Annotated in this window: 19 protein-coding genes; 16 read left to right on the forward strand and 3 right to left on the reverse strand. The window is 65.5% G+C overall.

From position 1 onward, the window contains the following. The first annotated feature begins 320 nt into the window (after window positions 1-320). From RBA41_RS10805 to RBA41_RS10820, 4 genes are all read left to right on the forward strand, one after another. Window positions 321-1,769, forward strand: a complete 1,449-nt coding sequence (locus RBA41_RS10805; protein WP_306623671.1) for an alpha/beta hydrolase — start codon at window positions 321-323, stop codon at window positions 1,767-1,769. A gap of 16 nt (window positions 1,770-1,785) precedes the next feature. After that, window positions 1,786-2,517: an ABC transporter ATP-binding protein gene (locus tag RBA41_RS10810; RefSeq protein ID WP_306623672.1), complete on the forward strand. Its 732-nt coding sequence runs from the start codon at window positions 1,786-1,788 to the stop codon at window positions 2,515-2,517. Continuing rightward, window positions 2,514-3,698 (forward strand): ABC transporter permease, encoded by a 1,185-nt coding sequence (locus RBA41_RS10815; protein WP_306623674.1) that lies wholly within the window; start codon window positions 2,514-2,516, stop codon window positions 3,696-3,698. Before RBA41_RS10810 ends, RBA41_RS10815 begins: the two co-directional genes overlap by 4 nt. A gap of 64 nt (window positions 3,699-3,762) precedes the next feature. Continuing rightward, a complete protein-coding gene (locus RBA41_RS10820; protein WP_306623675.1) occupies window positions 3,763-4,185 on the forward strand; it encodes an OsmC family protein in 423 nt (140 codons plus the stop codon). A 73-nt stretch (window positions 4,186-4,258) separates the two neighbouring features. Here the strand turns inward: RBA41_RS10820 and coq7 are convergent, their stop codons facing one another. After that, a complete protein-coding gene (coq7, locus tag RBA41_RS10825) occupies window positions 4,259-4,903 on the reverse strand; it encodes a 2-polyprenyl-3-methyl-6-methoxy-1,4-benzoquinone monooxygenase (RefSeq protein ID WP_306623676.1) in 645 nt (214 codons plus the stop codon). A gap of 30 nt (window positions 4,904-4,933) precedes the next feature. Then, entirely contained in the window at window positions 4,934-5,389 is a 456-nt protein-coding gene (locus tag RBA41_RS10830; RefSeq protein WP_306623677.1) for a hypothetical protein, read from the reverse strand. A 99-nt stretch (window positions 5,390-5,488) separates the two neighbouring features. Here RBA41_RS10830 and RBA41_RS10835 point away from each other — a divergent pair, with 99 nt between their 5' ends. From RBA41_RS10835 to RBA41_RS10880, 10 genes are all read left to right on the forward strand, one after another. After that, window positions 5,489-6,268 (forward strand): ABC transporter ATP-binding protein, encoded by a 780-nt coding sequence (locus RBA41_RS10835; RefSeq protein ID WP_306623679.1) that lies wholly within the window; start codon window positions 5,489-5,491, stop codon window positions 6,266-6,268. A 3-nt stretch (window positions 6,269-6,271) separates the two neighbouring features. Then, the gene (locus RBA41_RS10840; RefSeq protein ID WP_306623681.1) at window positions 6,272-7,468 is read left to right on the forward strand and encodes an ABC transporter permease; all 1,197 of its coding nucleotides are present in this window, start codon (window positions 6,272-6,274) and stop codon (window positions 7,466-7,468) included. A gap of 244 nt (window positions 7,469-7,712) precedes the next feature. Beyond that, window positions 7,713-8,603, forward strand: a complete 891-nt coding sequence (locus tag RBA41_RS10845) for an ABC transporter ATP-binding protein (RefSeq protein ID WP_306623683.1) — start codon at window positions 7,713-7,715, stop codon at window positions 8,601-8,603. A gap of 11 nt (window positions 8,604-8,614) precedes the next feature. Next, window positions 8,615-12,184, forward strand: coding sequence for an ABC transporter permease/M1 family aminopeptidase (locus RBA41_RS10850; protein ID WP_306623684.1), 3,570 nt, complete (start codon window positions 8,615-8,617; stop codon window positions 12,182-12,184). A 126-nt stretch (window positions 12,185-12,310) separates the two neighbouring features. Then, the gene (locus RBA41_RS10855) at window positions 12,311-15,766 is read left to right on the forward strand and encodes a response regulator (protein WP_306623685.1); all 3,456 of its coding nucleotides are present in this window, start codon (window positions 12,311-12,313) and stop codon (window positions 15,764-15,766) included. Further along, window positions 15,766-16,593: a CheR family methyltransferase gene (locus RBA41_RS10860; protein WP_306623686.1), complete on the forward strand. Its 828-nt coding sequence runs from the start codon at window positions 15,766-15,768 to the stop codon at window positions 16,591-16,593. The genes RBA41_RS10855 and RBA41_RS10860 overlap by 1 nt, the downstream gene beginning before the upstream one ends. Then, window positions 16,590-17,192, forward strand: coding sequence for a chemotaxis protein CheB (locus RBA41_RS10865; RefSeq protein WP_306623687.1), 603 nt, complete (start codon window positions 16,590-16,592; stop codon window positions 17,190-17,192). Before RBA41_RS10860 ends, RBA41_RS10865 begins: the two co-directional genes overlap by 4 nt. Continuing rightward, the gene (locus RBA41_RS10870; protein ID WP_306623688.1) at window positions 17,189-18,367 is read left to right on the forward strand and encodes a hybrid sensor histidine kinase/response regulator; all 1,179 of its coding nucleotides are present in this window, start codon (window positions 17,189-17,191) and stop codon (window positions 18,365-18,367) included. Before RBA41_RS10865 ends, RBA41_RS10870 begins: the two co-directional genes overlap by 4 nt. Beyond that, entirely contained in the window at window positions 18,364-19,056 is a 693-nt protein-coding gene (locus tag RBA41_RS10875) for a hypothetical protein (RefSeq protein WP_306623689.1), read from the forward strand. Before RBA41_RS10870 ends, RBA41_RS10875 begins: the two co-directional genes overlap by 4 nt. Further along, window positions 19,053-19,547, forward strand: a complete 495-nt coding sequence (locus RBA41_RS10880) for a hypothetical protein (protein WP_306623690.1) — start codon at window positions 19,053-19,055, stop codon at window positions 19,545-19,547. The genes RBA41_RS10875 and RBA41_RS10880 overlap by 4 nt, the downstream gene beginning before the upstream one ends. Here RBA41_RS10880 and RBA41_RS10885 read toward each other — a convergent pair. After that, a complete protein-coding gene (locus tag RBA41_RS10885; protein ID WP_306623691.1) occupies window positions 19,544-20,152 on the reverse strand; it encodes a TetR/AcrR family transcriptional regulator in 609 nt (202 codons plus the stop codon). The two genes, RBA41_RS10880 and RBA41_RS10885, sit on opposite strands and share 4 nt — an antisense overlap. A gap of 111 nt (window positions 20,153-20,263) precedes the next feature. On the opposite strand from RBA41_RS10885, the gene coaE reads away from it, so the two are divergent. Beyond that, window positions 20,264-20,869, forward strand: coding sequence for a dephospho-CoA kinase (coaE, locus tag RBA41_RS10890; RefSeq protein WP_306623692.1), 606 nt, complete (start codon window positions 20,264-20,266; stop codon window positions 20,867-20,869). Window positions 20,870-20,872: 3 nt separating this feature from the next. Further along, a complete protein-coding gene (coaD, locus tag RBA41_RS10895) occupies window positions 20,873-22,027 on the forward strand; it encodes a pantetheine-phosphate adenylyltransferase (RefSeq protein WP_306623693.1) in 1,155 nt (384 codons plus the stop codon). Window positions 22,028-22,114 lie beyond the last annotated feature (87 nt).

Raw genomic sequence — 22,114 nt, forward strand, 5'->3', positions numbered from 1 at the left:
CCTAAATATAAAACTTATTAAATCGCTCAAATGGTGGTTCCGCTTGGACTACCCGCGGACTCTGCCTTATTGTCTTTTCCTGAGCAAACGGAAAGCCGGCTACTATAGCGCACTCCCCACAGCCGAGTCAAGCCCTTCTCCGGCTGTTGCCGCAGTAGCGAAATGACATCGGCGCCATCCCTAGACAAATCGCAAACGCCAGCGCCATGGCCCATCCTAGACTGCACCACAGCGCCTATTTCATTAACCGGGAAAAACTTTCTTGACCCCGGAAAGAATGTCAATCTACTATGCCTGAGCACTTATCGTCGGGAGACCTCGTGAAATTGAAACATTGCCTTGCCGCCTCACTAATCTCCTTGCTGTCGGCCCTGGCGCCACCCTGCCTGGCCGGCGCGCCCGGCGCGGCCCTGAACGGCCGCACCTGTCATCTGCCCGGTTCCGAAGAAGGCTTGCGCTGCCGCACACTGGCCGTTCCCCTCGATTACCACCAGCCCACCGGCCCGACCCTGACGCTGCACATCACCGTCGCGCCGGCCTTCCGCGAATCGGGACGCCCCGATCCCCTGTTCGTGCTGGCGGGCGGCCCCGGCCAGGCCGGCAGCGACGTGCTGCCGGTGCTCAATGCGATTTTCCGGCGCACCCGCGCCACCCGCGACATCGTCTTCATCGACCAGCGCGGCACCGGCCTGTCCGGCAAGCTCGACTGCGATGACAAGACCCTGCCGGAAAATCTCAGCGACGAGGAACAGATCGCCGCCGTGCGCGCCTGCCTGGCCGCCATCCGCCAGCCGCTGTCGGCCTACACCACCGAACACGCCGCGCGCGACATCGAACAAGTGCGCCTGGCGCTCGGCTACCAGCAAATCAATGTGTGGGGGGCGTCGTACGGCACCCGCCTCGGCCAGGCCTACGCGCGCGCGTTTCCGCATGCGGTACGCAGCCTGGTGCTCGATGGCGTGGCCGCGCCCGACCAGATCATCCCGGCCGGCGGACGCGACGGCCAGGCGGCGCTCGACGCCCTGTTCCGCCAGTGCGCGGCCGATGCCGGCTGCAACAAGGCCTACCCCGCGCTGCGCGCCGAATTCGACGGCCTGCTGGCCAGGGTCAGCGCCGGTCCGGTGCCGCTGAACCTGTCCAATCCGCGCACCGCCGAGCCCTTGCAGATGAACCTGACCAAGGAGCGCTTCCTGAACACCGTGCACAACGTGCTGTACTCGGCGCTGGACGGACGGCGCCTGCCGTTCCTGATCCACAGCGCCCACCTGGGGCGCTGGGCTCCTTTCGTGGCGCGCCGCAACGTCGCCTCCGACCTGGCCGGCGAAGGCGGCACCGCGCTGGTGCTGCACATGGCCGTGATCTGCGCCGAGGACTATCCGCGCATGACGCCGCAATTGCTGGCCGACGACGCCCACAATTCCTTCCTCGGCGGCGGGCGGGTCGGGCAATTGATCGAGCTGTGCAAGTCGATCAAGGTCCCGGCCGTCGCCTGGCGCGCGCCGAGCCCGATCCTGGCGCCGGCCCTGCTGCTGTCGGGCGCGCTGGACCCGGTAACGCCACCGCGCCGCGCCGAGGCCGCCGCGCGCCACATTCCCAAGGCCCAGCACCTGGTGGTGGCCAATGCCGGCCACGGCATTTCCGCGCTGGGCTGCGCGCCGCGCCTGCTGCGCGAGTTTCTCGACGCGCCGCAGAAACCGGTGATTGCCCACTGCCTGAATGACATTCCGGCCGCCAATTTCCAGATCGGCAGCGCCGGTCCGCACCCCTGAATAGCCCGAGGCCACGATGATTGTTGTAGACGACGTACGCAAACAGTTCGGCACGCTGCAAGCGCTGGGAGGCGTCAGCTTCACGGCCGCCGACGGCCAGATCACGGCCCTGCTCGGTCCGAACGGGGCCGGCAAGACCACCCTGCTGCGCCTGCTGGTGGGCTTGCTCAAGCGCGACCAGGGCAGCATCAGCATCGGCGGCATCGATCCGGCCATCGATCCGATGACGGTGCGCAAGGATATCGGCTTCCTGACCGACCAGTTCGGCCTCTACGAGCGCCTGAGCACGCGCGAATACCTGGCCTATTTCGGCGAACTGAACGGCATGAGCACGCCCCTGGTGCAGCGCCGCATCGATGAAGTGGCCGACCTGCTGGCCATGCAGGACATCCTGGAGCGGCGCGCCAAGGGGTTTTCGCAGGGCCAGCGCATCAAGGTGGCGCTGGCGCGCACCCTGCTGCACAAGCCGCGCCACCTGCTGCTCGACGAACCGAGCCGCGGGCTGGACGTGATGAGCACGCGCGCCCTGCGCACCGCGCTCACCGCCCTGCGCCAGGACGGCTGCTGCGTGATCATGGCCACCCACGTGATGCAGGAAGTAACGCACCTGTGCGACGACGTGATCGTCATCGCCAAGGGCCATACCGTGGCCCAGGGCTCGCCCCAGGAGCTGTGCCGGCGCACCGGCATCGCCAATCTCGAAGACGCTTTCGTCAGCCTGGTGGGCGAAGAAGGAATCTCAGCATGAAGCCGGCATTCCTGGTCGTTTTTCTCAAGGAATTCAAGGAAACGCTGCGCGACCGGCGCGCGCTGGTCCTGCTGGCCCTGTTCACCCTGATGTACCCGCTCATGCTCGGCTACATGCTCAACCAGCAGATCGGACGCGCCACCCGCTCCGAGCGCGAAGGCATGCAGCTGGCGGTCGTCAACGCCGCCCAGGCGCCCAACCTGATGGCCCAGCTCAAGCAAAAAAACATCACGGTCGTGCCGATGGAAGAGATGAAGGAAGACGCCATCGCCGAGCTGCTGCGCGGGCGCAAGGTGGTGGCCCTGCTGCGGCTCGACCCCGCATTCGGCGAGCAGTACCAGGGCATGCGGCCGGCCGGCATCGAGCTCTGGTTCGACTCGGCCAGCGACAACGGCCAGCGCCAGCGCGATATCGAAGAAGTGCTGCACAGCTACAGCTCGAACATCAGCAGCGCACGCCTGCTGGCGCACGGCGTCTCGCCGGCCACCATGGCGCCGGTGCGCCTGCAGCGCTTCGATACCGGCAGCACGGCGGCGCGCTCGGCCGGGCTGATCGGCGCCATTCTCGGCTTCCTGTTTTTCCCGGCGTTTATTTGCGGCTTGTCGGCGGCGGTCGACAGCACCGCCGGCGAACGCGAGCGGCGCTCGCTCGAAGTGCTGATGGCCCAGCCGGCCAGTCCGTGGTCGCTGATCACCGGCAAGTGGCTGGCGGCCGGCTCGCTGGCCGTGATCGGCATCACCCTGGAACTGGCGCTGGCGCATGCCGTGCTGTCCTGGCTGCCGCTGGAAGAAATCGGCATGAGCTGGCGCGTCACCTCGGCCCAGCTGGCCCTGGTGTGCGTGGCGACCATTCCGCTGTCGCTGTTCGCGGCCGGCCTGCACATCGCGCTGGCCATGAATGCGAAATCGTTCAAGGAAGCCCAGAGCATGCTCAGCCTCGTGATCCTGTTGCCGATGCTGCCGGGGGTGGCGGTGTCGGTGCTGGACCTGAAGACGGCGACATGGATGTATGTGGTGCCGATGCTGTCGAACCAGACCCTGCTGCGCGAGCTGGCCAAGGGCCAGGATCTGGGCGCGCTGCCGTTCGTGCTGACCTTCCTCAGTTCGATGCTGCCGGCCCTGGGCGCGGTGGCGTTCGCCAGCTGGCGCATGAAGAGCGAGCGCTACGTGCTGTCGGTGTAGGCGCTGCCCAGCACGGGCGCGCGGGCTCCATTACAATAGGCCGACACAATGATCGGAGAATGCAATGGAAGTCACAGTCAGCTGGAATGGTCCCTCGGGCATGAGTTTTCGGGCGCAAACAGGGTCGGGCCACATGGTCAGCATGGATGGCGCCCCAGAAGGCGGCGGCCACAACCTGGCGCCGCGGCCGATGGAAATGGTGCTGCTCGGTACCGGCGGATGCACGGCGTATGACGTGGTGCTCATTCTCAAGCGCGGCCGCGAGGATGTGCGCGGCTGCGACGTGAGTTTGAAAGCCGAGCGCGCGGAGACCGATCCCAAGGTGTTTACCAGGATCCACTTTCACTTCACGGTGACGGGGAAGAATCTGAAACCGGGCGCGGTGGAGCGCGCGGTGAGCCTGTCGCACGACAAGTATTGCTCAGCGTCGATCATGCTGGCCAAGATGGCCGAGATCACGCATTCGTTTGAGATTATCGAAGGGTGAAGCTCCGTCGTTCCTGCCAATGGCAGAAAGTCGTTTCTGCCAATGGCAGAAACGACGGTTTTCGGGACAGTGGTTAAACGTAATACGCCGTCGTCGTCATCACCTTCGCCATCGCACTCATCACGCCGCGCACCGGCAGCGGCACGTCCACCGCGCCCAGCGCCTGCGCCGCCGCGCCGTGCGCAATCTCGTCGACCCGCATCTGGTCGACAATGGCGCGCGACTTGGCATCCTGCACCGGCAGCAGATCGAGATGGCTGTTCAGATGCGCCTCCACCTGGCGCTCGGTCTCGACCACGAACCCCAGGCTGCGCGCGTCGCCCAGTTGCGCCGCCACCGTGCCCAGTGCATACGCTCCCGCATACCACAGGGGATTGAGCAAACTCGGCTGCGACCCCAGCTCGGCCAGCCGCTGGGCCGTCCACGCCAGATGATCCTCTTCCTCGCGCCCGGCCTCGGCGAACTGCAGCCGCATCGCCTCGGTCTTGGCAAAGCGCGATTGCGAGTTGTACAGCGCCTGCGCGCACACTTCGCCCACGTGGTTGACCCGCATCAGGCCGGCGCTGTGGCGCTGTTCCGCTGCGTCGAGCTGGCCGTCATCGGCGTGCGCCGCCGGGGTCGGCCGCGACGCCGATGCCACGCCCGCGATCACGCGCAGGGCCTTGTCCATGCTGACGATCAGCTGGTCGAGTGGATTGATGGATCGTTGTGCTGGCATACGCGCCGTCCCGGTAGCGATAAAACGCCATTATAGGACGTCCGGCCCGGGCGGGTCGCCCGCCCCGGCCGTGGCTGGGGCGGTCTGGCGCTCGATCCAGTCGAGCAGCGGACCGGCGACATCGATGCCGGAGATGTTTTTCGCCACGCCCAGGTTCAGCTGCAGCAAAAATGGAATGGTGTCGGACGGCACGTCCGGACAGTGCTCGGAAAACGCGGCAATGAAGCGCGGCGCGGACACCACCGGCACCACTTTCGCCCCGCTCATGAACTGCAGCACGCTGGTGATCGTGTGGCCCTTGCCGATGGTATGGTAGATGAACTGGTTGAACGCGCGGTCGACCTTCTTGAAATCGATGGTGTCGGACGTCATCAGCCCGGCCAGGTAGTACAGGCCGAGGGTGACGCGGAAATACGCGGTCCATTCGGCCGCATTGCGCCCGCTGGCGGCGACGGCGAGTACTTTTTCTTTGATGGCACTGTCCATGGACCCATTATCCACATTTCCGGCCCGATGTGGCGGCCTGCCGTGCTTGCGGCCGTGAATTTGTGCGTGCTACCCTCTCGCTTTGAGAGAAGGAACCCGATGATCGAGGTGAAACACCTGGCCAAGCGCTTCGCCGCGACGGTACACAAGGAGCGGCGTGCCCGCCAGCGCGACGTGCGCGAAAGCGATGGCTGGTTCCATGCGGTGCGCGATGTCAGTTTCTCCTGCGCGCCCGGCGAAGTGCTGGGCCTCTTGGGCCCGAACGGGGCCGGCAAGACCACCACCCTGCGCATCCTGTCGACCGCGCTGCGCCCGGACGCGGGCAGCGCCTTCATCGACGATATCGATATCGTGGCCGAACCGATCCGGGCGCGCCAGCGGGTCGGCTTCCTGTCCGGCTCGACCGGCCTGTACGGGCGCCTGAGCGCGCGCGAGAACGTCGAGTATTTCGGGCGCCTGCACGGCATGGCCCCGGCCCGCCTCAAGCAGCGCTGCGACGCGCTGTTCGAGCAGCTCGACATGCACGCCTACGCCCACAAGCGCGCCGACGACCTGTCGACCGGCATGAAGCAGAAGTGCGCGATTGCCCGCACGGTGGTGCACGAGCCGCAGGTGGTGATCCTGGATGAACCGACCACCGGGCTGGACGTGATGTCGGCGCGCGTGCTGCTCGAGTTCATCGCCAGCTACAAGGCCCTGCGCATTCCCCTGATTTTTTCCACCCACCACCTGCACGAGGTCGACAAGCTGTGCGACCGGGTCTGCATCATCAACCGCGGCCGCAGCGCCTTCAACGGCAGCGTCGCCGAGCTGCGCGAGCTCGGCGGCAGCCACGACCTGTACGACGCCTTCGTGCACGTCATCAAGCAGGAGGGCTGAACCATGTGGACCGTGTACTTCAAGGAATTGCTGGAACTGCTGCGCGACCGCAAGACCTTCATCTTTACCCTGCTGCTGCCGATCGTCGCCATGCCGATGATCTTCGGCGGCCTGGGCTACCTGTCGTCGACCATTTTCAAGAAAGCCCAGCACAAGGAACTGAGCTACGCCCTGTTCGGCAAGGACAATGCGCCCGGGCTGAGCGAGCGCTTCGCGCGCGAAAAAGGCTTGCGCGAGGTGCCGCTGGCCAACGAGGACGCGATCAAGGCCGCCATCGATAACGACCGCATCACCTTTGCCATCGTGATACCCGCCGGTTTCGAGGAGGCCATGGCGGCGCACCGCCAGGCCAGGGTGACCCTGCACTACAACAGCGCGGTGGCACTCGACATGACCCACAAGCGGGTGGCGGCCGTGATCGAGGCGCACAACGGGGCGCTGCGCGAGCAGGCCCTGTCGGCCATGAACATGAGCCGCGCCGAGCTGCGCTTTGCCCTCAATCCGATCGAGCTGGAAGAACTGTCGACCGCCGGCACGCGCGAGCGCATGGGCGCGCTGGTGGGGGGCTTTTTGCCCTACATCTTGCTGATGGTGTGCCTGATGGCGGCAATGTACCCGGCCATCGACCTGGGCGCCGGCGAGAAGGAGCGCGGCACGCTCGAAACCTTGCTGCTGGCGCCGATTGCGCGCACCTCGCTGGTGCTGGCCAAGTTCCTGGTGTTGTTTACCGTGGGCCTGACCTCGGCGCTGCTGATGGTGGCCAGCATGGGTTTGCTGCTGGCCTTGTTCGGCGGCTCGCTCGAAGGCGGCCTGGCGCAGATGGTGCGCGCGATCGGCGCACGCGACCTGGCCATGGTGGCGCTGATGCTGGTGCCGACGGCCGCCATCTTCGCCTCGATCCTGCTGTCGATTTCGATCTACGCCAAGAGCTACAAGGAGGCCTCGGGCATGATTTCGCCGCTGATGATGCTGCTGATCGTGCCGATTGTCGTGGCCATGCTGCCGGGGGTGGAGCTGAACTGGTTCTGGTCGATGGTGCCGCTGACCAATGTGTCGCTGGCGATGAAGGAACTGGTGAAGGGGACCATGGATTACCGCATGTTTTCGGCCATTTTGCTCTCCACCACGCTGATCGCGGGGGCCTTGCTGGCGTGGTGCCGGTGGTGGTTCAACCGGGAAGATGTGTTGTTTCGGAGTTAAGCGGCAAAGGTGTCATTGTGTCCGCAAACCCCGCGACCGTCTTTCCTGCCAGTGGCGGACAAGACGGTTCTTGATGGCCAAACCCCACTCATCCACTCCCCCATTTGTGCAATCTGAGCCCATCAAATTGCGGTGCGTCGCAACGGGCGGCCGTGGCGCGGTCAAATTTTATACAATGCAACTCTAGAAAGTGCGCTCAGCTACCCGCCAGGCGTACGTACAGCGACCGTATCAGGAGTCAGGCATGGAATTACGCATCAGGAATTTATCCAAGACCTACGCCAATGGCGTAGTTGCCTTGGATAAAGTTACCCTCACCATCCCCAGCGGGATGTTCGGCCTGCTCGGCCCGAACGGGGCGGGCAAGTCGACCCTGATGCGCACCCTCGCCACCTTGCAGGAGTGCGACGCCGGTTCGGTCTTCTTCGGCGACCTCGACGTGCTCGACGACAAGGACGATATCCGCCGCCTGCTCGGCTACCTGCCCCAGGACTTCGGCCTGTATCCCAAGGTCACGGCCTACGAACTGCTCGACCATTTTGCCGTGCTCAAGGGCTTGTCGCACCGCGGCCGGCGCCGCGAAGTGGTCGACGGCCTGCTGCAGCAAACCAATCTGTTTGAAGTGCGCAACCAGCGCCTCGGCACCTTTTCGGGCGGCATGCGCCAGCGCTTCGGCATTGCCCAGGCCCTGCTGGGCGACCCGCAGCTGATCATCGTCGATGAACCGACCGCCGGCCTCGACCCGCAGGAACGGGTGCGCTTCCACAACCTGCTCTCCGACATCGGCGACGACAAGACCGTGCTGCTGTCGACCCACATCGTGTCGGACGTCTCCGATCTGTGCGCCAACATGGCGATCATCAACAAAGGCCACGTGCTGCTGTGCGGCGAGCCGCAAAGGCTGATCGACGATATCGACGGCCATATCTGGGCGCGTTTCGTCGCCAAGCACGAGCTGGCCCATTTCCAGAAAGAACACGCGGTGATCTCGACCCGCCTGCTGACCGGCCGCACCCTGATTCACGTGTACTCCGAGCAAGATCCAGGCGATGGCTTCGAGCCGGCCGCCGGCGACCTCGAGGATGTCTACTTCGCCACCATCGCCGGACGCCACGTCGCGGCCAGCAACTGTTGAAGGTGGCGTCCATGTTGGCAATCGCCCTGTTTGAAGCGCGCCAGCGGCTCAAGCTGCTATCGACCTGGGTCTACTTCGGCATGTTCTTCGCGCTGGCGATGCTGTGGATGGCTGCCGCCGGCGGCGTGTTCAAGGATGCCTACGTCACTTTCGGGGGGCGCCTGTTCATCAACTCCCCGCGCTCGATCGCGCTGACCGCGGCCTTCCTCGGCTGCCTGGGCGTGGTCGTGATGGCCGCCATGATGGGGCGCTCGGTGCAGCAGGATTTTGAATACGACATGCACCATTTCTTCTTCAGCGCGCCGATCGCCAAGCACGACTACGTGTTCGGGCGCTTTCTCGGGGCCGCGCTGACCCTGGCGGTGGTGTTTTCCAGCATCGTGCTGGGCGCCTGGCTGGGCACCTACATCCCCGGCATCGAAGCCGACCGCCTGGGCCCGTCCGGGGCCTGGATGTACCTGCGGCCCTACCTGTTCGTGATTCTCCCCAACATCTTCATTTTCGGCGCGATCTTCTTCGTGCTGGCGGCCCTGACCCGGCGCATGCTGCCGGTGTACGTGGCCAGCGTGGTGATGATGATCGGCTACATCGTCGCGCCCTCGCTGGCGCGCGACCTCGACTACAAAACCCTGGCCGCGCTGATCGATCCCTTCGGCACCACCGCCCTGATCCGCATCACCGAATACTGGACCATCGCCGAGCGCAACAGCCGCGCGATTGCCTTCGAGGGCGTGGTCCTGTACAACCGCGCCCTGTGGTGCGGCTTCGCGCTGGTGGTGCTGCTGCTCGGCTACTGGCGCTTCCAGTTCACCGCCACGGCCGGCAGCCGCCCGCCCGGACGCGCCGAGGGAGAAGTCGCGCAGCGCCTCTCGCACAGCGCCATTGCCTCGCAGGAAACGCCGGACTTCCTGCAGCGCAGCCTGGCCCTGCTGCTGCTCAGGTCGAGCTGGCTCAACCTGCGCGAATCGGTCAAGGATGTCTACTTCGCCGTGATCGCCCTGGCCGGCGTGCTGGCCGTGTTCGGCGCCTCGCTCAACCTCGGCTCCATGTACGGCACCAATACCTATCCGGTCACCTACCAGGTGCTGGAACTGATCAGCGAGGCCTTCGCGCTGTTCATGCTGGTCGTGACCACCTTTTACGCGGGCGAACTGGTGTGGCGCGAACGCGAGGCGCGGGTGGCCCAGATGCTCGACGCCCTGCCGCTGCCGAGCTGGCTGCCGATGCTGGCCAAGCTGTTCGCCCTGATCGGCCTGCAAGTGCTGATGCTGGTACTGGTGATGATCGCCGGCATGCTGATCCAGCTGTTCCGCGGCTACTTCGCCATCGACGTCGGCCTGTACCTGCAAACCCTGTTCCTGATCCATCTGCCCCAGTACGCGCTGCTGGCGGTGCTGGCGATCGCGCTGCAGGCGCTGATCAACCACAAGTACCTGGCGTACTTCGCGATGATCTTGTACTACTTCGCCACGCTCACCTTCAGTTCGCTCGGCCTCGACCATCCGATGCTGCTGTACGGCACCTCGCCGTCCTTCATGTATTCCGACATGAACGGCTACGGCCACTTCCTGGTGCGCGAACGCTGGTTCGAGCTGTACTGGGGCGGCGCGGCGCTGATGCTGATGGTCGCCTCGCTGGTGTTCTGGCCGCGCGGCTGCAACGCCGAACTGGGCAGCCGCATCCAGCTGGCGCGCCGCAACCTGAGCCTGCCGGTGCTGGCCACCTTCGCGGCCGGGCTGGCGATCTTCGCAGGCAGCGGCGCCATCCTGTATTACAGCCTGCACATCGAAGGCGACTACCAGACCGCGTGGCAGAAAGACAACACGCGCGCCGAGTACGAGCTGCGCTACAAGAAATACGCGGCGCTGGCGCAGCCGCGCATCACCGGCGTCGACCTGAAAGTGGCGATCGTGCCCGAACAGCGCCGCCTGACCGTCACCGGCGTCTACCAGCTCGACAACAAGGGCACGGCGCCGGTCACCCAGGTGTTCATCAGCCAGGACCGTCTGGCCACCAGCCTGAAAGTGCGCTTCGGCCAGAAAATCACGCCCCTGATCAGCGACCGCGAACGCGGCTTCCATGCCTACAAGCTGAGCACGCCTTTGCTGCCGGGACAGCGCATGCCGCTCGAATTCGACGTGGAATTCGAGGCGCGCGGCGTGCTCGGGCTGGAGTCGGACACCCCGGTACTGAGCAACGGCACCTTCTTCAACAATGGCCAGTTGCCGCGCATCGGCTACCAGCCGGCGCTCGAACTGGAAAACGACCGCGACCGCAAGCGCCACGGCCTGGCGCCGCACGCGCCGATGCGCTCGCCGAGCGACCCGGCCGGGCTGGCGAATAACTCGCTCGGCGTGGACGCCGACTGGATCAGCTTCAACGCCGTCATCAGCACCAGCCCGGACCAGGTGGCGATTGCCCCCGGCACCCTGGAAAAGGAATGGATGTCGGCCGGACGGCGCTACTTCCATTACCGCATGGACAAGCCGATCCTGAATTTCTATGCCTTCCAGTCGGCCCGCTACGAAGTGCGGCACGACCGCTGGCAGGATGTGACGATCGACGTGTATTACCATCCGGGCCACGACGTCAACGTCGAGCGCATGATCCGCGGGGTCAAGGCCGCCCTGGAATACAACTCGAAGCATTTCAGCCCCTACCAGCACAAGGTGCTGCGCGTGGTCGAGTTCCCGCGCTACGGCGCGTTTGCGCAATCGTTCCCGGGCACGGTGCCGTTTTCCGAAAGCATCGGTTTCATCGCGCGGGTCGACGACAACAATCCCAAGGATATCGATTACCCCTTCTACGTGGCGGCGCACGAAGTGGCGCACCAGTGGTGGGGCCACCAGCTGGTGGGCTCGAACACGCGCGGCAGCACGGTGCTGAGCGAAACCTTGTCCGAATATGCGGCGCTGATGGTGATGAAGCAGCAGGTCGGCCCCGAGCGCATGCGCCGCTTCCTGCGCTACAACCTGGAAAAGTATCTGATGGGACGGGCGCTGGAAACCAAGTACGAGCTGCCGCTGGCGCACAATGAAAACCAGGATTACATCCACTACCGCAAGGGCGCGCTGGCCATGTACTGGCTGCAGGACGTGCTGGGCGAAGACAAGATCAACGCCGTGCTGCACGAGCTGCTGACGCATCACGCCTTCCACGGCGCGCCGTATCCGAGCGTGCTGGCGCTGACCGACGCGCTGCGCCGCGCCACGCCGCCCGAGCATGCCTACCTGATCGACGACCTGTTCGAGCACATCGTGCTGTACGAGAACCGCGCCACGTCCGCCAGCGCGACCAGGCGCGCGGACGGCAAGTACGAGGTGACTCTGCGCGCCAGCGCGCTCAAGCTGCGCGCCGGCAAACTTGGCGACGAGACGGAAGCGCCTTTGAAAGACGTGATCGAGTTCGGCGTCGACGACAAGGATGGCAAGCCGCTGCTGCGCCAACGGCGCATCGTCGACAGCAATACCGTCAGCGTGACCATGGTGGTTGGGGCGCGACCGTACAAGGCCGGCATCGATCCGGACAACAAGCTGATCGACCGCAAGCCGGGGGACAATATGATCGAGGTGGAGCAGTAGCGCGCTGCCTGGGGCGGGAGGCACGCGTGGCGGCAGCCTCCTAACACTTGTACCGGGTCCACCCCGAATCTTGCGCGGCAAATATTTCTTTTCGTATAAACTTCCACCTTTTACGTGGAAGATCGCATGCCCAGCGTCAAAACGATGGACCAGACCGGCTTTCGCCGCATCCTCGCCCGCAACGTCGCGTTGCCGCTGGCAATTGGCGTGGGCAGCGCGCTCATTTTCGTCGCCGTCATCACCTACCTGCTGTCGGTACTGAGCATGGTGGAACACAGCGAAAAGGTCATCGGCCACGCCAATGAAGCGGCCAAGCTGTCGGTCGACCAGGAATCCGGCCTGCGCGGCTATTTGCTGAGCAACGACGAAGCCTTCCTCGCCCCCTACACCCTGTCCAGGGCAAAAACCGCCTCGACCATGGAAACGCTGACCAAGATGGTGGCGGACAATCCGCCCCAGGTCGAGCGCCTGCGCCAGATCATGGCCATGCAGGACCAGTGGACCGAGTACGCCAACAGCGCCATCGCGCTGCGGCGCGCCAATAACGATGTCATCACGCTGGTGCGCAGCGGGCGCGGCAGGGTCGCTTTCGACGAAATCCGGAAGACGTTCAACGATTTTCTCGCGGTCGAGCAGCGCCTGCTGCAACAGCGTAACGAGTCCGCCCAGAGCGTCACGCGCTGGGGCGTCGGCCTGTACCTGCTGGTCAGCCTGGTGCTGTCCGGCCTGCTGGCCTACTTCGGCCGCCGCGAGCTGATGCGCCTGTCGGAGGTATTCGGCGACGCCATCGACCAGCACCGTACCCACGGCGAAGCGCTGGAACGCCAGGCATGGCTGCGCAGTGGCCAGACCCGGCTGGCCGAACGCAGCATCGGCCACAACAGCCTGTCCAGCCTTGGCCGCGCCTCCCTCGACTTCATGGCCGAATACAGCGGCGCGGCCGTCGCCGCCCTGTACGCACGCGACGAAGACGGCAGCCTGCGCCGCGTCGCCGGTTACGGCATGAGCAAGGAAGAACTCCAGCGCGAGGTCAGCTACAACGGCGCCGACACCCTGGTCGGCCAGGCGTTGCTGTCCAAACGCGCGATCGTGTTGGGCAACCTGCCCGACCACTATCTGAAGGTCAGCTCCGGCATCGGCAGCGGCAGCCCGCGCCACCTGGTCCTGATCCCGGTCGACAATGACGGCGTGGCCAATGGTGTCATCGAATTGGGCTTCCTGAACGAGCCGCGCAAGCGCGACCTGGAATTTCTGGAACTGGTCGCACCGAACATCGGCCGCGCCATCGAAGCGGCCCTGGCGCGCCGCCGCCTGCAAGATGCGCTGGCCGAGACCCAGCAGCTCAACGAAGAACTCCAGGTGCAGCAGGAAGAACTGCGCACCGCCAACGAGGAACTCGAAGAGCAGTCGCGCGTGCTGGAAGAATCGCAGACCATCCTCGAAAACCAGAAGGCGGAGCTGGAGCAGACCAACGAACGCCTGGCCGAACAGGCCAACGCGCTCGATGAAAAGAACAGCGCCCTGGGCGTCATCCAGCACGAGCTGGAAGAGCGCGCGCTCGACCTGCAGCGCGCCAGCAAGTACAAGTCCGAGTTCCTGGCCAATATGTCGCACGAACTGCGTACGCCCCTCAACAGCTCCCTGATCCTGTCCAAGCTGCTGTCCGAGAACGCCAGGGGCAATCTCGAACCGGAGCAGATCCAGTTCGCCAACACCATCTACGCGGCCGGCAACGACCTGCTCAACCTGATCAACGATATCCTCGACATTTCCAAGGTCGAAGCGGGCAAGCTCGAACTGGCGCCCGAAGACATCGCCCTGTCCGAGCTGACCGACACCATGAACCACACCTTCGGGCCGCTGGCCGGCCAGAAGCAGCTCACCTTTACCGCCGCCGTCGAGGCGGGCGCTCCGCTCACGCTGCACAGCGACGGCCAGCGCCTGCAGCAGATTCTCAAGAACCTGCTGTCGAATGCGATCAAGTTCACCGATGCCGGCCAGGTATCGCTGACCATCGAAGTGCGCCCGGACGGCATGCTGGCCTTCGTCGTGCGCGATTCGGGCATCGGCATCGCGCCCGACCAGCACGCGATCATCTTCGAGGCGTTCCGCCAGGCCGATGGCACCACCAGCCGGCGCTACGGCGGCACCGGCCTGGGCCTGTCGATCTCGCGCGACCTGGCGGCCCTGCTGGGCGGCTCGATCGCGATTGCCAGCTCGCCCGGCAAGGGCAGCACCTTCACCCTGCTGCTGCCGCCCACCCTTCCGGCCGGGATCGCGGGCCTGCCCGACACCGCCGCGCCAGGTCCGCGCGCCGCCCTGGCGCCGCCGGCGGCGCCGGCATTGGCCCTGCGCACCCCGGTCTTCGCCGATGACCGCGAGCGCGCCGTCGCCGGCGGGCGCACCGTGCTGGTGATCGAAGACGATGTCTCGTTCGCCCGCATCCTGTTCGACCTGGCGCATGAAATGCAATACCGCTGCCTGGTGGCGCACAGCGCCGCCGACGGCCTGCAGGCCGCAGACGACTTCCTGCCCGACGCCATCCTGCTCGACCTGGGCCTGCCCGACGGCTCTGGCCTGGACGTGCTGCAAAAGCTCAAGGACAATCCGCGCGCGCGCCACATCCCGGTGCACATCGTCTCGGCCAACGACCGCGCCGAGGCCGCGCTGCAACTGGGCGCGATCGGTTACGTGATCAAGCCGGCCACGCGCGACCGCCTCAAGGAGGTATTCCGCACGCTCGAAGGCAAATTCACCCAGAAGCTCAAACGCGTGCTGCTGGTCGAAGACGACGAGCGCCAGCGCCAGAGCGTGGTCCATCTGATCGACGACGCCGACGTCGAGATCACCGCGGTGGCCACCGGCGGCGAAGCCTTTGCGCTGCTGCAGGCCGGCGTCTACGACTGCATGATCATCGACCTGAAACTGCCCGACATGCAGGGCCACGAACTGCTGCGCAAGATGGCGGCCGAGGAAATCGCCTCGTTCCCGCCGGTGATCGTCTACACCGGCCGCAACCTGACGCGCGCGGAGGAAGCCGAGCTGCTGAAGTACTCGCGCTCGATCATCATCAAGGGCGCGCGTTCGCCCGAGCGCCTGCTCGACGAAGTCACCCTGTTCCTGCACAAGGTCGAGTCGCAGATGTCGGCCGAGCGCCAGAGCATGCTCAAAACGGTGCGCAGCCGCGACCGCGTGTTCGATGGCCGCCGCATCCTGCTGGTGGACGACGACGTGCGCAACATCTTCTCGCTCACCAGCGCGCTGGAACAGAAAGGCATCACGGTCGAAGTGGGCCGCAACGGCTTCGAGGCACTCGAACGGCTCGACCAGATCCCCGATATGGACCTGGTGCTGATGGATGTGATGATGCCCGGGATGGATGGCCTGGAAGCGACGCGCCGCCTGCGCGCCGACCCGCGCTTCGCCAAGCTGCCGGTGATCGCCATCACGGCCAAGGCCATGAAGGACGACCAGGAACAGTGCATGAAAGCCGGCGCGTCGGACTACCTGGCCAAGCCGATCGACCTTGACCGCCTGTACTCCCTGCTGCGCGTCTGGCTGCCGAGCATGGAGCGGCTCTGATGGATGCACCGGACAGCATCACCATCGAGCTGCGCCTGCTGATGGAAGCGATCTACCTGAAATACAGCTACGACTTCCGCGATTATTCGGGTGCCTCGCAAAAGCGCCGCGTGCTGCACGCGCTGCACCAGATGGATTGCGCCAGCATCTCCGAACTGCAGTCGCGCGTGCTGCACGACCCGGACGCGTTCATGCAGCTGCTGCAGTACCTGACGATTCCGACCAGCGAGATGTTCCGCGACCCCGCCTATTTCCAGGCGCTGCGCGAGCACGTGATGCCGCACCTCTCCACTTATCCCTCGCTGAAGATCTGGATCGCCGGCTGCAGCACGGGCGAGGAAATCTACTCGATGGCGATCCTGCTGAAGGAAGAAGGGCTGCTGGAGCGCTCGATCATCTACGCCACCGACATCAACCCGCATTCGCTCGACCGCGCGCGCAAGGGCGTGTTCGCGCTCGAGCGCATGCGCGCCTACACCGCCAGCTACCAGATGGCCGGCGGACGCGCCGCGTTTTCCGACTACTACACGGCCGCCTACGACGGCGCCCTGTTCGACCGCAGCCTGGTGGACAATGTGATCTTCGCCGACCATAGCCTGGCGACCGACAGCGTGTTCTCCGAAACCCACTTAATCAGCTGCCGCAACGTGATGATCTACTTTAACCGCAAGCTGCAGGACCGCGCGCTTGGGCTGTTCCACGAGTCGCTGTGCCATCGCGGCTTTCTTGGCCTGGGCAGCAAGGAGAGCCTCGATTTTTCGGCGCACGCGGACGCTTTCGAGCCGCTGGTCAAGGCCGAGCGCGTGTTTCGCAAGGTGGCGCCATGAACGCCGTCCATGACGCGCTGCTGGCCCGGCGCAGGATCGACGCCGTGGTGATCGGCGCCTCGGCCGGCGGCATCGACGCCCTGCTGCGCATCCTGCCTGTGCTGCCCCGCAGCTTCGGCTTTTCGGTGACCGTGGTGCTGCACCTGCCGGACGACCGCGACAGCCGCCTGGCCGAAGTCTTCCAGCAGCGCCTGGCGATGCCGGTGCGCCAGGCCGACGACAAGATGAGCCTGGCGCCGGGCACCGTCTACTTCGCCCCGCCCGGCTACCACCTGTCGATCGAACGCGACCTGAGTTTTTCGCTGAGCCAGGAAGACCCGGTGCATTTCTCGCGCCCGGCCATCGACCTGCTGATGGAATCGGCCGCCGACGCCTACGGCAAGCGCCTGGTCGGCATCCTGCTCACCGGCGCCAGCGCCGATGGCGCCGCCGGCATGGCGCGCATCGCCGCCTGCGGCGGCCTGACCGTGGTGCAGGACCCGCTCGACGCCGAGATTGCGACCATGCCATCGGCGGCGATCCGGCTGCGCGCGCCCGATGCCGTGCTGCCGGTGCCAGCCATCCGCGCGCTCATGGCCGCGATGAAGGAGATCCAATGAAGAGCGACCAACAAAAAATCAAGCTCCTGATCGTTGACGACCTGCCCGAGAACCTGCTCGCGCTGAGCAAGATCATCGAACAGGAAGACCGCATCGTCTACCAGGCCAGTTCGGGCGAGGCGGCGCTGTCGCTGCTGCTCGAACACGACTTCGCGCTGGCCATCCTCGACGTCATGATGCCCGGGATGGACGGCATCGAACTGGCGGAACTGATGCGCGGCACCGAGCGCACGCGCAACGTGCCGATCGTGTTCGTCAGCGCGGCCGGGCGCGAGCTCAATTACGCCTTCAAGGGCTACGAGACGGGTGCCGTCGACTTCCTCTACAAGCCGCTCGACATCGCGGCCGTCAAGAGCAAGGTCAATGTGTTCGTGGCCCTGTGCCAGCAGCGCAATGAAGTCAAGCGCCAGGTGGCCGAACTGGAAGAGAGCCGGCGCGAGCTGCGCGCCACCCAGGTCGAACTGGAACGCTCGGTGAAGATGCGCGACGACTTCATGTCGATGGTCGCGCACGAACTGCGCACGCCGCTCAACACCCTGTTCCTGGAAACCCAGTTGCGCGGCATGCAGCTCGATAAAGGCAATATGGCCGTCTTCAACGAAGAGAACATGCGCAAGATGGTGGCGCGCGACGGCCGCCAGATCCAGAGCATGATCCGCCTGATCAACGACATGGTGGACGTTTCGCGCATCCGCAGCGGCAAGCTGTCGATCCGCCCGGCCGAAACCGAGCTGTCGGCCCTGCTGGCGCGCATCGTCAGCGACCTGGCCCAGCGCACCGAGGCGGCCGGCGGCACCATCGAACTGCATGCGCCGGAGCCTGTGGCGGGCGTGTGGGACGAGTTCAGGGTCGAGCAGATCATCATCAACCTGCTCACCAACGCGCTGCGCTACGGCGGCAGCAAGCCCGTGAAAATCAGCCTGGAAGCGCGCGGCGGATACGCCAGCATCGTGGTGCGCGACCAAGGGGTGGGCATCGCGCCGGAAGACCAGCTGCGCATCTTCGCGCCGTTCGAGCGGGCCGGCACCAAGGACGTGCGCGAGGGCCTCGGCCTGGGCCTGTACATCGCGCGCCAGTTGGCCGAATCGCACGACGGCACGCTCGATGTCGACAGCGCGCCGAACCAGGGTGCGGCCTTCCGCCTTACCCTGCCATTGAGCGGATCGCACGCATGAACGGGCGCCGACTCGTACTGCGCGGGGTTGGCGCCGTGGCGCTGCTGGCCGGCCTCGGACGCGCCGCCGCATCGCGCCACGAACCGAGCTACGGCCAGCATGGCATGGTCTTGTTCGGCGGCGCCGATGGCCTGTATGCCTCGCATCTGCCGATGATGCATGCGCCGCACGACCGCCAGGTGATCCTGCAAATCCACTTGGCCGACAAGGCGCAGGATGCGGCGCTGCGGCGCCGGCTCGATGGCAAGACGGCGCTGTGGACCATCGCTCCGGAAAATTTTGAACTGGACCGGCTGGCGCCGGACAGCGCCAACCCGCTGCGCGCCTTCAAGGCCGACCTGGTGCAGGGCCACTTCGAGCGCGGCGGCGTTACCCGGCACAAAGGGGCGTCGATCGTGGTCGACAAGGTGCTGCAGTTCCGACCCCTGCTGCCCCGCTTCGCGGCCAGCACCACGGCACGCTACCTGCAGGTGGGCAGCGGCGCCACGCGCTTCCTGGTCAAGCAGATCGACAGCCGCCCCGACTTCGACCATATCGTCGCGTTCAGCACACGCCCCGACGCGCCCACCGATCCAGTCGAAGTGCCGAAAAAAGCACTTGAAGAGACGACGGCCGCCGCCCTGGCGCGCCAGCTGATTGGTGCCCGCATTATCGGCACCATTTATTTCGACAAGGCCGACCTGACATGACGGTGCCGCGCGAGTACATCGGCCTGTGGCGGCGCGAGGGCATCTGGCGCAGCAACGGCAGCAGCGATACCACGACACTGGTGCTGTGGTTCCAGTCGGCGCGCTGGCACATCGATTCGCGCGGCTTTGCCGGCGCCACCGTGGTGGAAGGCGCGCGCTGCGAATGGCGTCCCGAGATCGCCTTCCCCGCGCTCGGCCCCGGTATCGACGCAGGCACCATGCGCTTTGACGGCGCCGGCAAGGTCGAAGAAACCGGCATCGACGGCAGCTATCGCGAGCAGTGGCTGCGCATCGATGCCGGCCCGGTACACGCGCAGCGATTGGAGCGCGACGATGGCGCGCTGGCCTGGCTGATCACCGGCGCCGAGTGGATGGCGTGGGCGCACGGCCATCCCGGCGGCACGGCGCAGTTCAGCATCGCCAAGGGCGATGCGGCGACGCTGCCGCCAGGAGCCGGAAGCGGCTGGCGCGTGAGCGCCAGCGACGACTAGGCCGGCGGCTCGGCGTCGATAAAGCGGCGCACCAGTTGCGTGGCCATCGGCGCCGCATACCCCATCGGCATGCTCGCCGGCGCCGCGCTGGCCAGCTGGAAGGTCCCTTCCATCATGGCCAGCAGGGCCGCGGCCAGCGCATGCACGTTGGCCGTGCTTTTCCCCTGCGCGGCCAGGCTGGCCGAGAGCAGCTCGCGCAGCAGCGCCATTTCGGTATCGACCGCGTGCTGGTAGGCCGCCCGTACCTCGGGCTGGCGCACCGCTTCCGCACCGATTACCACCCAGGCCGCGACCGCGCCCGGATCGGCGCCCTCCCCCAAACCAAGACGCGCGTCGATGTAGGCTTTCAAACGCTGGTCGGCGTCAAGCGCGTTCTGCGCCAACGCAAGGTAGCGCTGCTGCGCCGCCGCAGCGAGCGCCTTGACCAGCGCCAGCAAGATATCGGCTTTGCTGTGAAAATGATAGTGCAGCAGGCCGGGCGTGAGGTCCGCGCGCCGGGCAATGAGCACTATGGTGGCCTTTTCGTAGCCATGTTCGGCCATCGTGTCGAGCAAGGCTTGCACGATCTGCGCGCGGCGCTGCTCCGAATTGGGCTTTCTCGACATGCGTGGATCACTTAAATTGGTTGGTTGACCAAATTATACTTGTTTTCCCTCGCGCCTTTCGCTAACCTGACAATATTGGATGAGCAACCAAACAATTAAACGGGCCACAAGATGAGTTTCACTCCCCCCAAGGTATTGGTGCTGACCGGCGGGATCGGCAGCGGCAAGTCGACCTTCGCGCGCGCCTTTGAAGCGCTTGGCGTGCCGTGCATCGACGCCGATGCGCTGGCGCGCACGGTGCACCAGGACCCGGCGCATCCGGCCACGATGCAGATCGCGCGTGCTTTTCCGCATGCGATGGCGCCCGATGGCAGCCTGGCGCGCGGCACATTGCGCAGCGTGTTCGCGCTGGACCCGGCCGCCAATGAAACATTGAAGCGCATCCTGCGCCCGGCCGTGCTGGCGCTGGCAAACGACTGGACGCGCCGCCAGCCGGCGCCGTATGTGGTGTGGGAGTCGGCGCTGGCGATGGACCAGGCGCTGCCCGCGGCGCGCGTGCTGGTGGTCGATACGTCCGACCAGAACCGGTCGGCGCGCATCGCCCTGCGCAATCCCGACTGGAGCGGCGCGCAGGTGGCCAGCATCATCGCCATGCAGCTGCCGCGCGCCGATTATCTGGCGCGCGCCGACGACGTGGTGGAAAACGACGGTACGCTGGACGACGTGCGCGCCCTCACCTTGCAACTGCATCACCGATACACCGACCTGTGGAGCTGAACCTTGAAAAAAATCGCATTCTCCGGCACGCTCGACCCGATCACCAATGGCCATCTGTGGGTGATCGGTGAAGCGCGCGAACTGGCCGACGAAGTCGTTGTGCTGATCTCTGAAAACCCGTTCAAGAAGCCGCAGTTCAATGCCGCCTCGCGCAAGGACATCGTCGAACGCAGCGTGGCCGCGCAAGGCTGGACCAATGTCAGCGTGGTGCTGGTGCGCGGCGACTACACGGCGCGCGCGGCCAAGCGGCTGGGCATCGATTTCCTGATCCGCGGCATCCGCAACACATCCGACTTCGATTACGAAAACCTGATCCAGCAAGCCAATGTCGATGTGCTGCACGGCGCGAAAACGCTGTTCGTGATGCCGCCGCGCGATCTGGGGTCGGTCAGTTCGAGTTTCGTGCGCGGTTTGCAGGGACCGGTCGGCTGGCACTGGACCACGCGCCAGTTCATGCCAGCGCCGGCCTACGCCGCGTGGATTCTCGACTGGCTGCGCAAGGACTGGGACAGCCTGTGGCCAGGCGACGACGCCAACGCCGCGGCCTGGTTCGCGCGGCTGACCAGCGAGAGCGCCTACGGCTCTTGCCAGCGGCCGTATCACAACCTCGATCATCTGGTGCACGGGCTGACCGAAATCACCGTGTGGGCGGCCAACGCCGGCGCCAGCGCGGCGCAGATGGCGACGCTCAAAAAAGCCTTCTGGTTCCATGACGCGGTATATGGCGGCGGCACGGGGAAGGGATCGAATGAGGAACAGAGCGCGCAACTGTGGCTTGCCTCAAGCCTCGACAGCGGCGCAGTGGCGATTGAGGTGGCCAGCCTGATTCGCGCCACCGAACATCTGGCGCCGGTGGCATCACGGCATGCCCTGCAGGATGTGATGCAGGGCGTGGACCTGGCGATCCTGGGCCAGGCCGCGGATGTCTACGACGGTTATGCGCGCTCGGTGCGGGCCGAGTACAAGCACGTCGAGGAGGCGGATTATCTCGCCGGCCGCGAACGCATCCTGGTGCACTTTCAAGCGCAGGCCAAAGCAGGCACGCTGTACCCGAATGGGTATTTCGCGGACCTGTACAACGAGCGCGCGCGAGAGAACCTGGCGCGCGAACTGGAAACGCTGCGCGAGCGTCAATCGTTTGCGGGCGAGTGCCCATGATGTGAGGCTATGTGTGACAGCACCCGTTTGAAAATGGGCGTGCTCGCACTCAGCGCCGTTTCCGGCTCACATTAGCTGCAAATGACA

Origin of the sequence: Massilia scottii, from assembly GCF_030846495.1 — a bacterium.
Classification (GTDB): domain Bacteria; phylum Pseudomonadota; class Gammaproteobacteria; order Burkholderiales; family Burkholderiaceae_D; genus Telluria_A; species Telluria_A violaceinigra.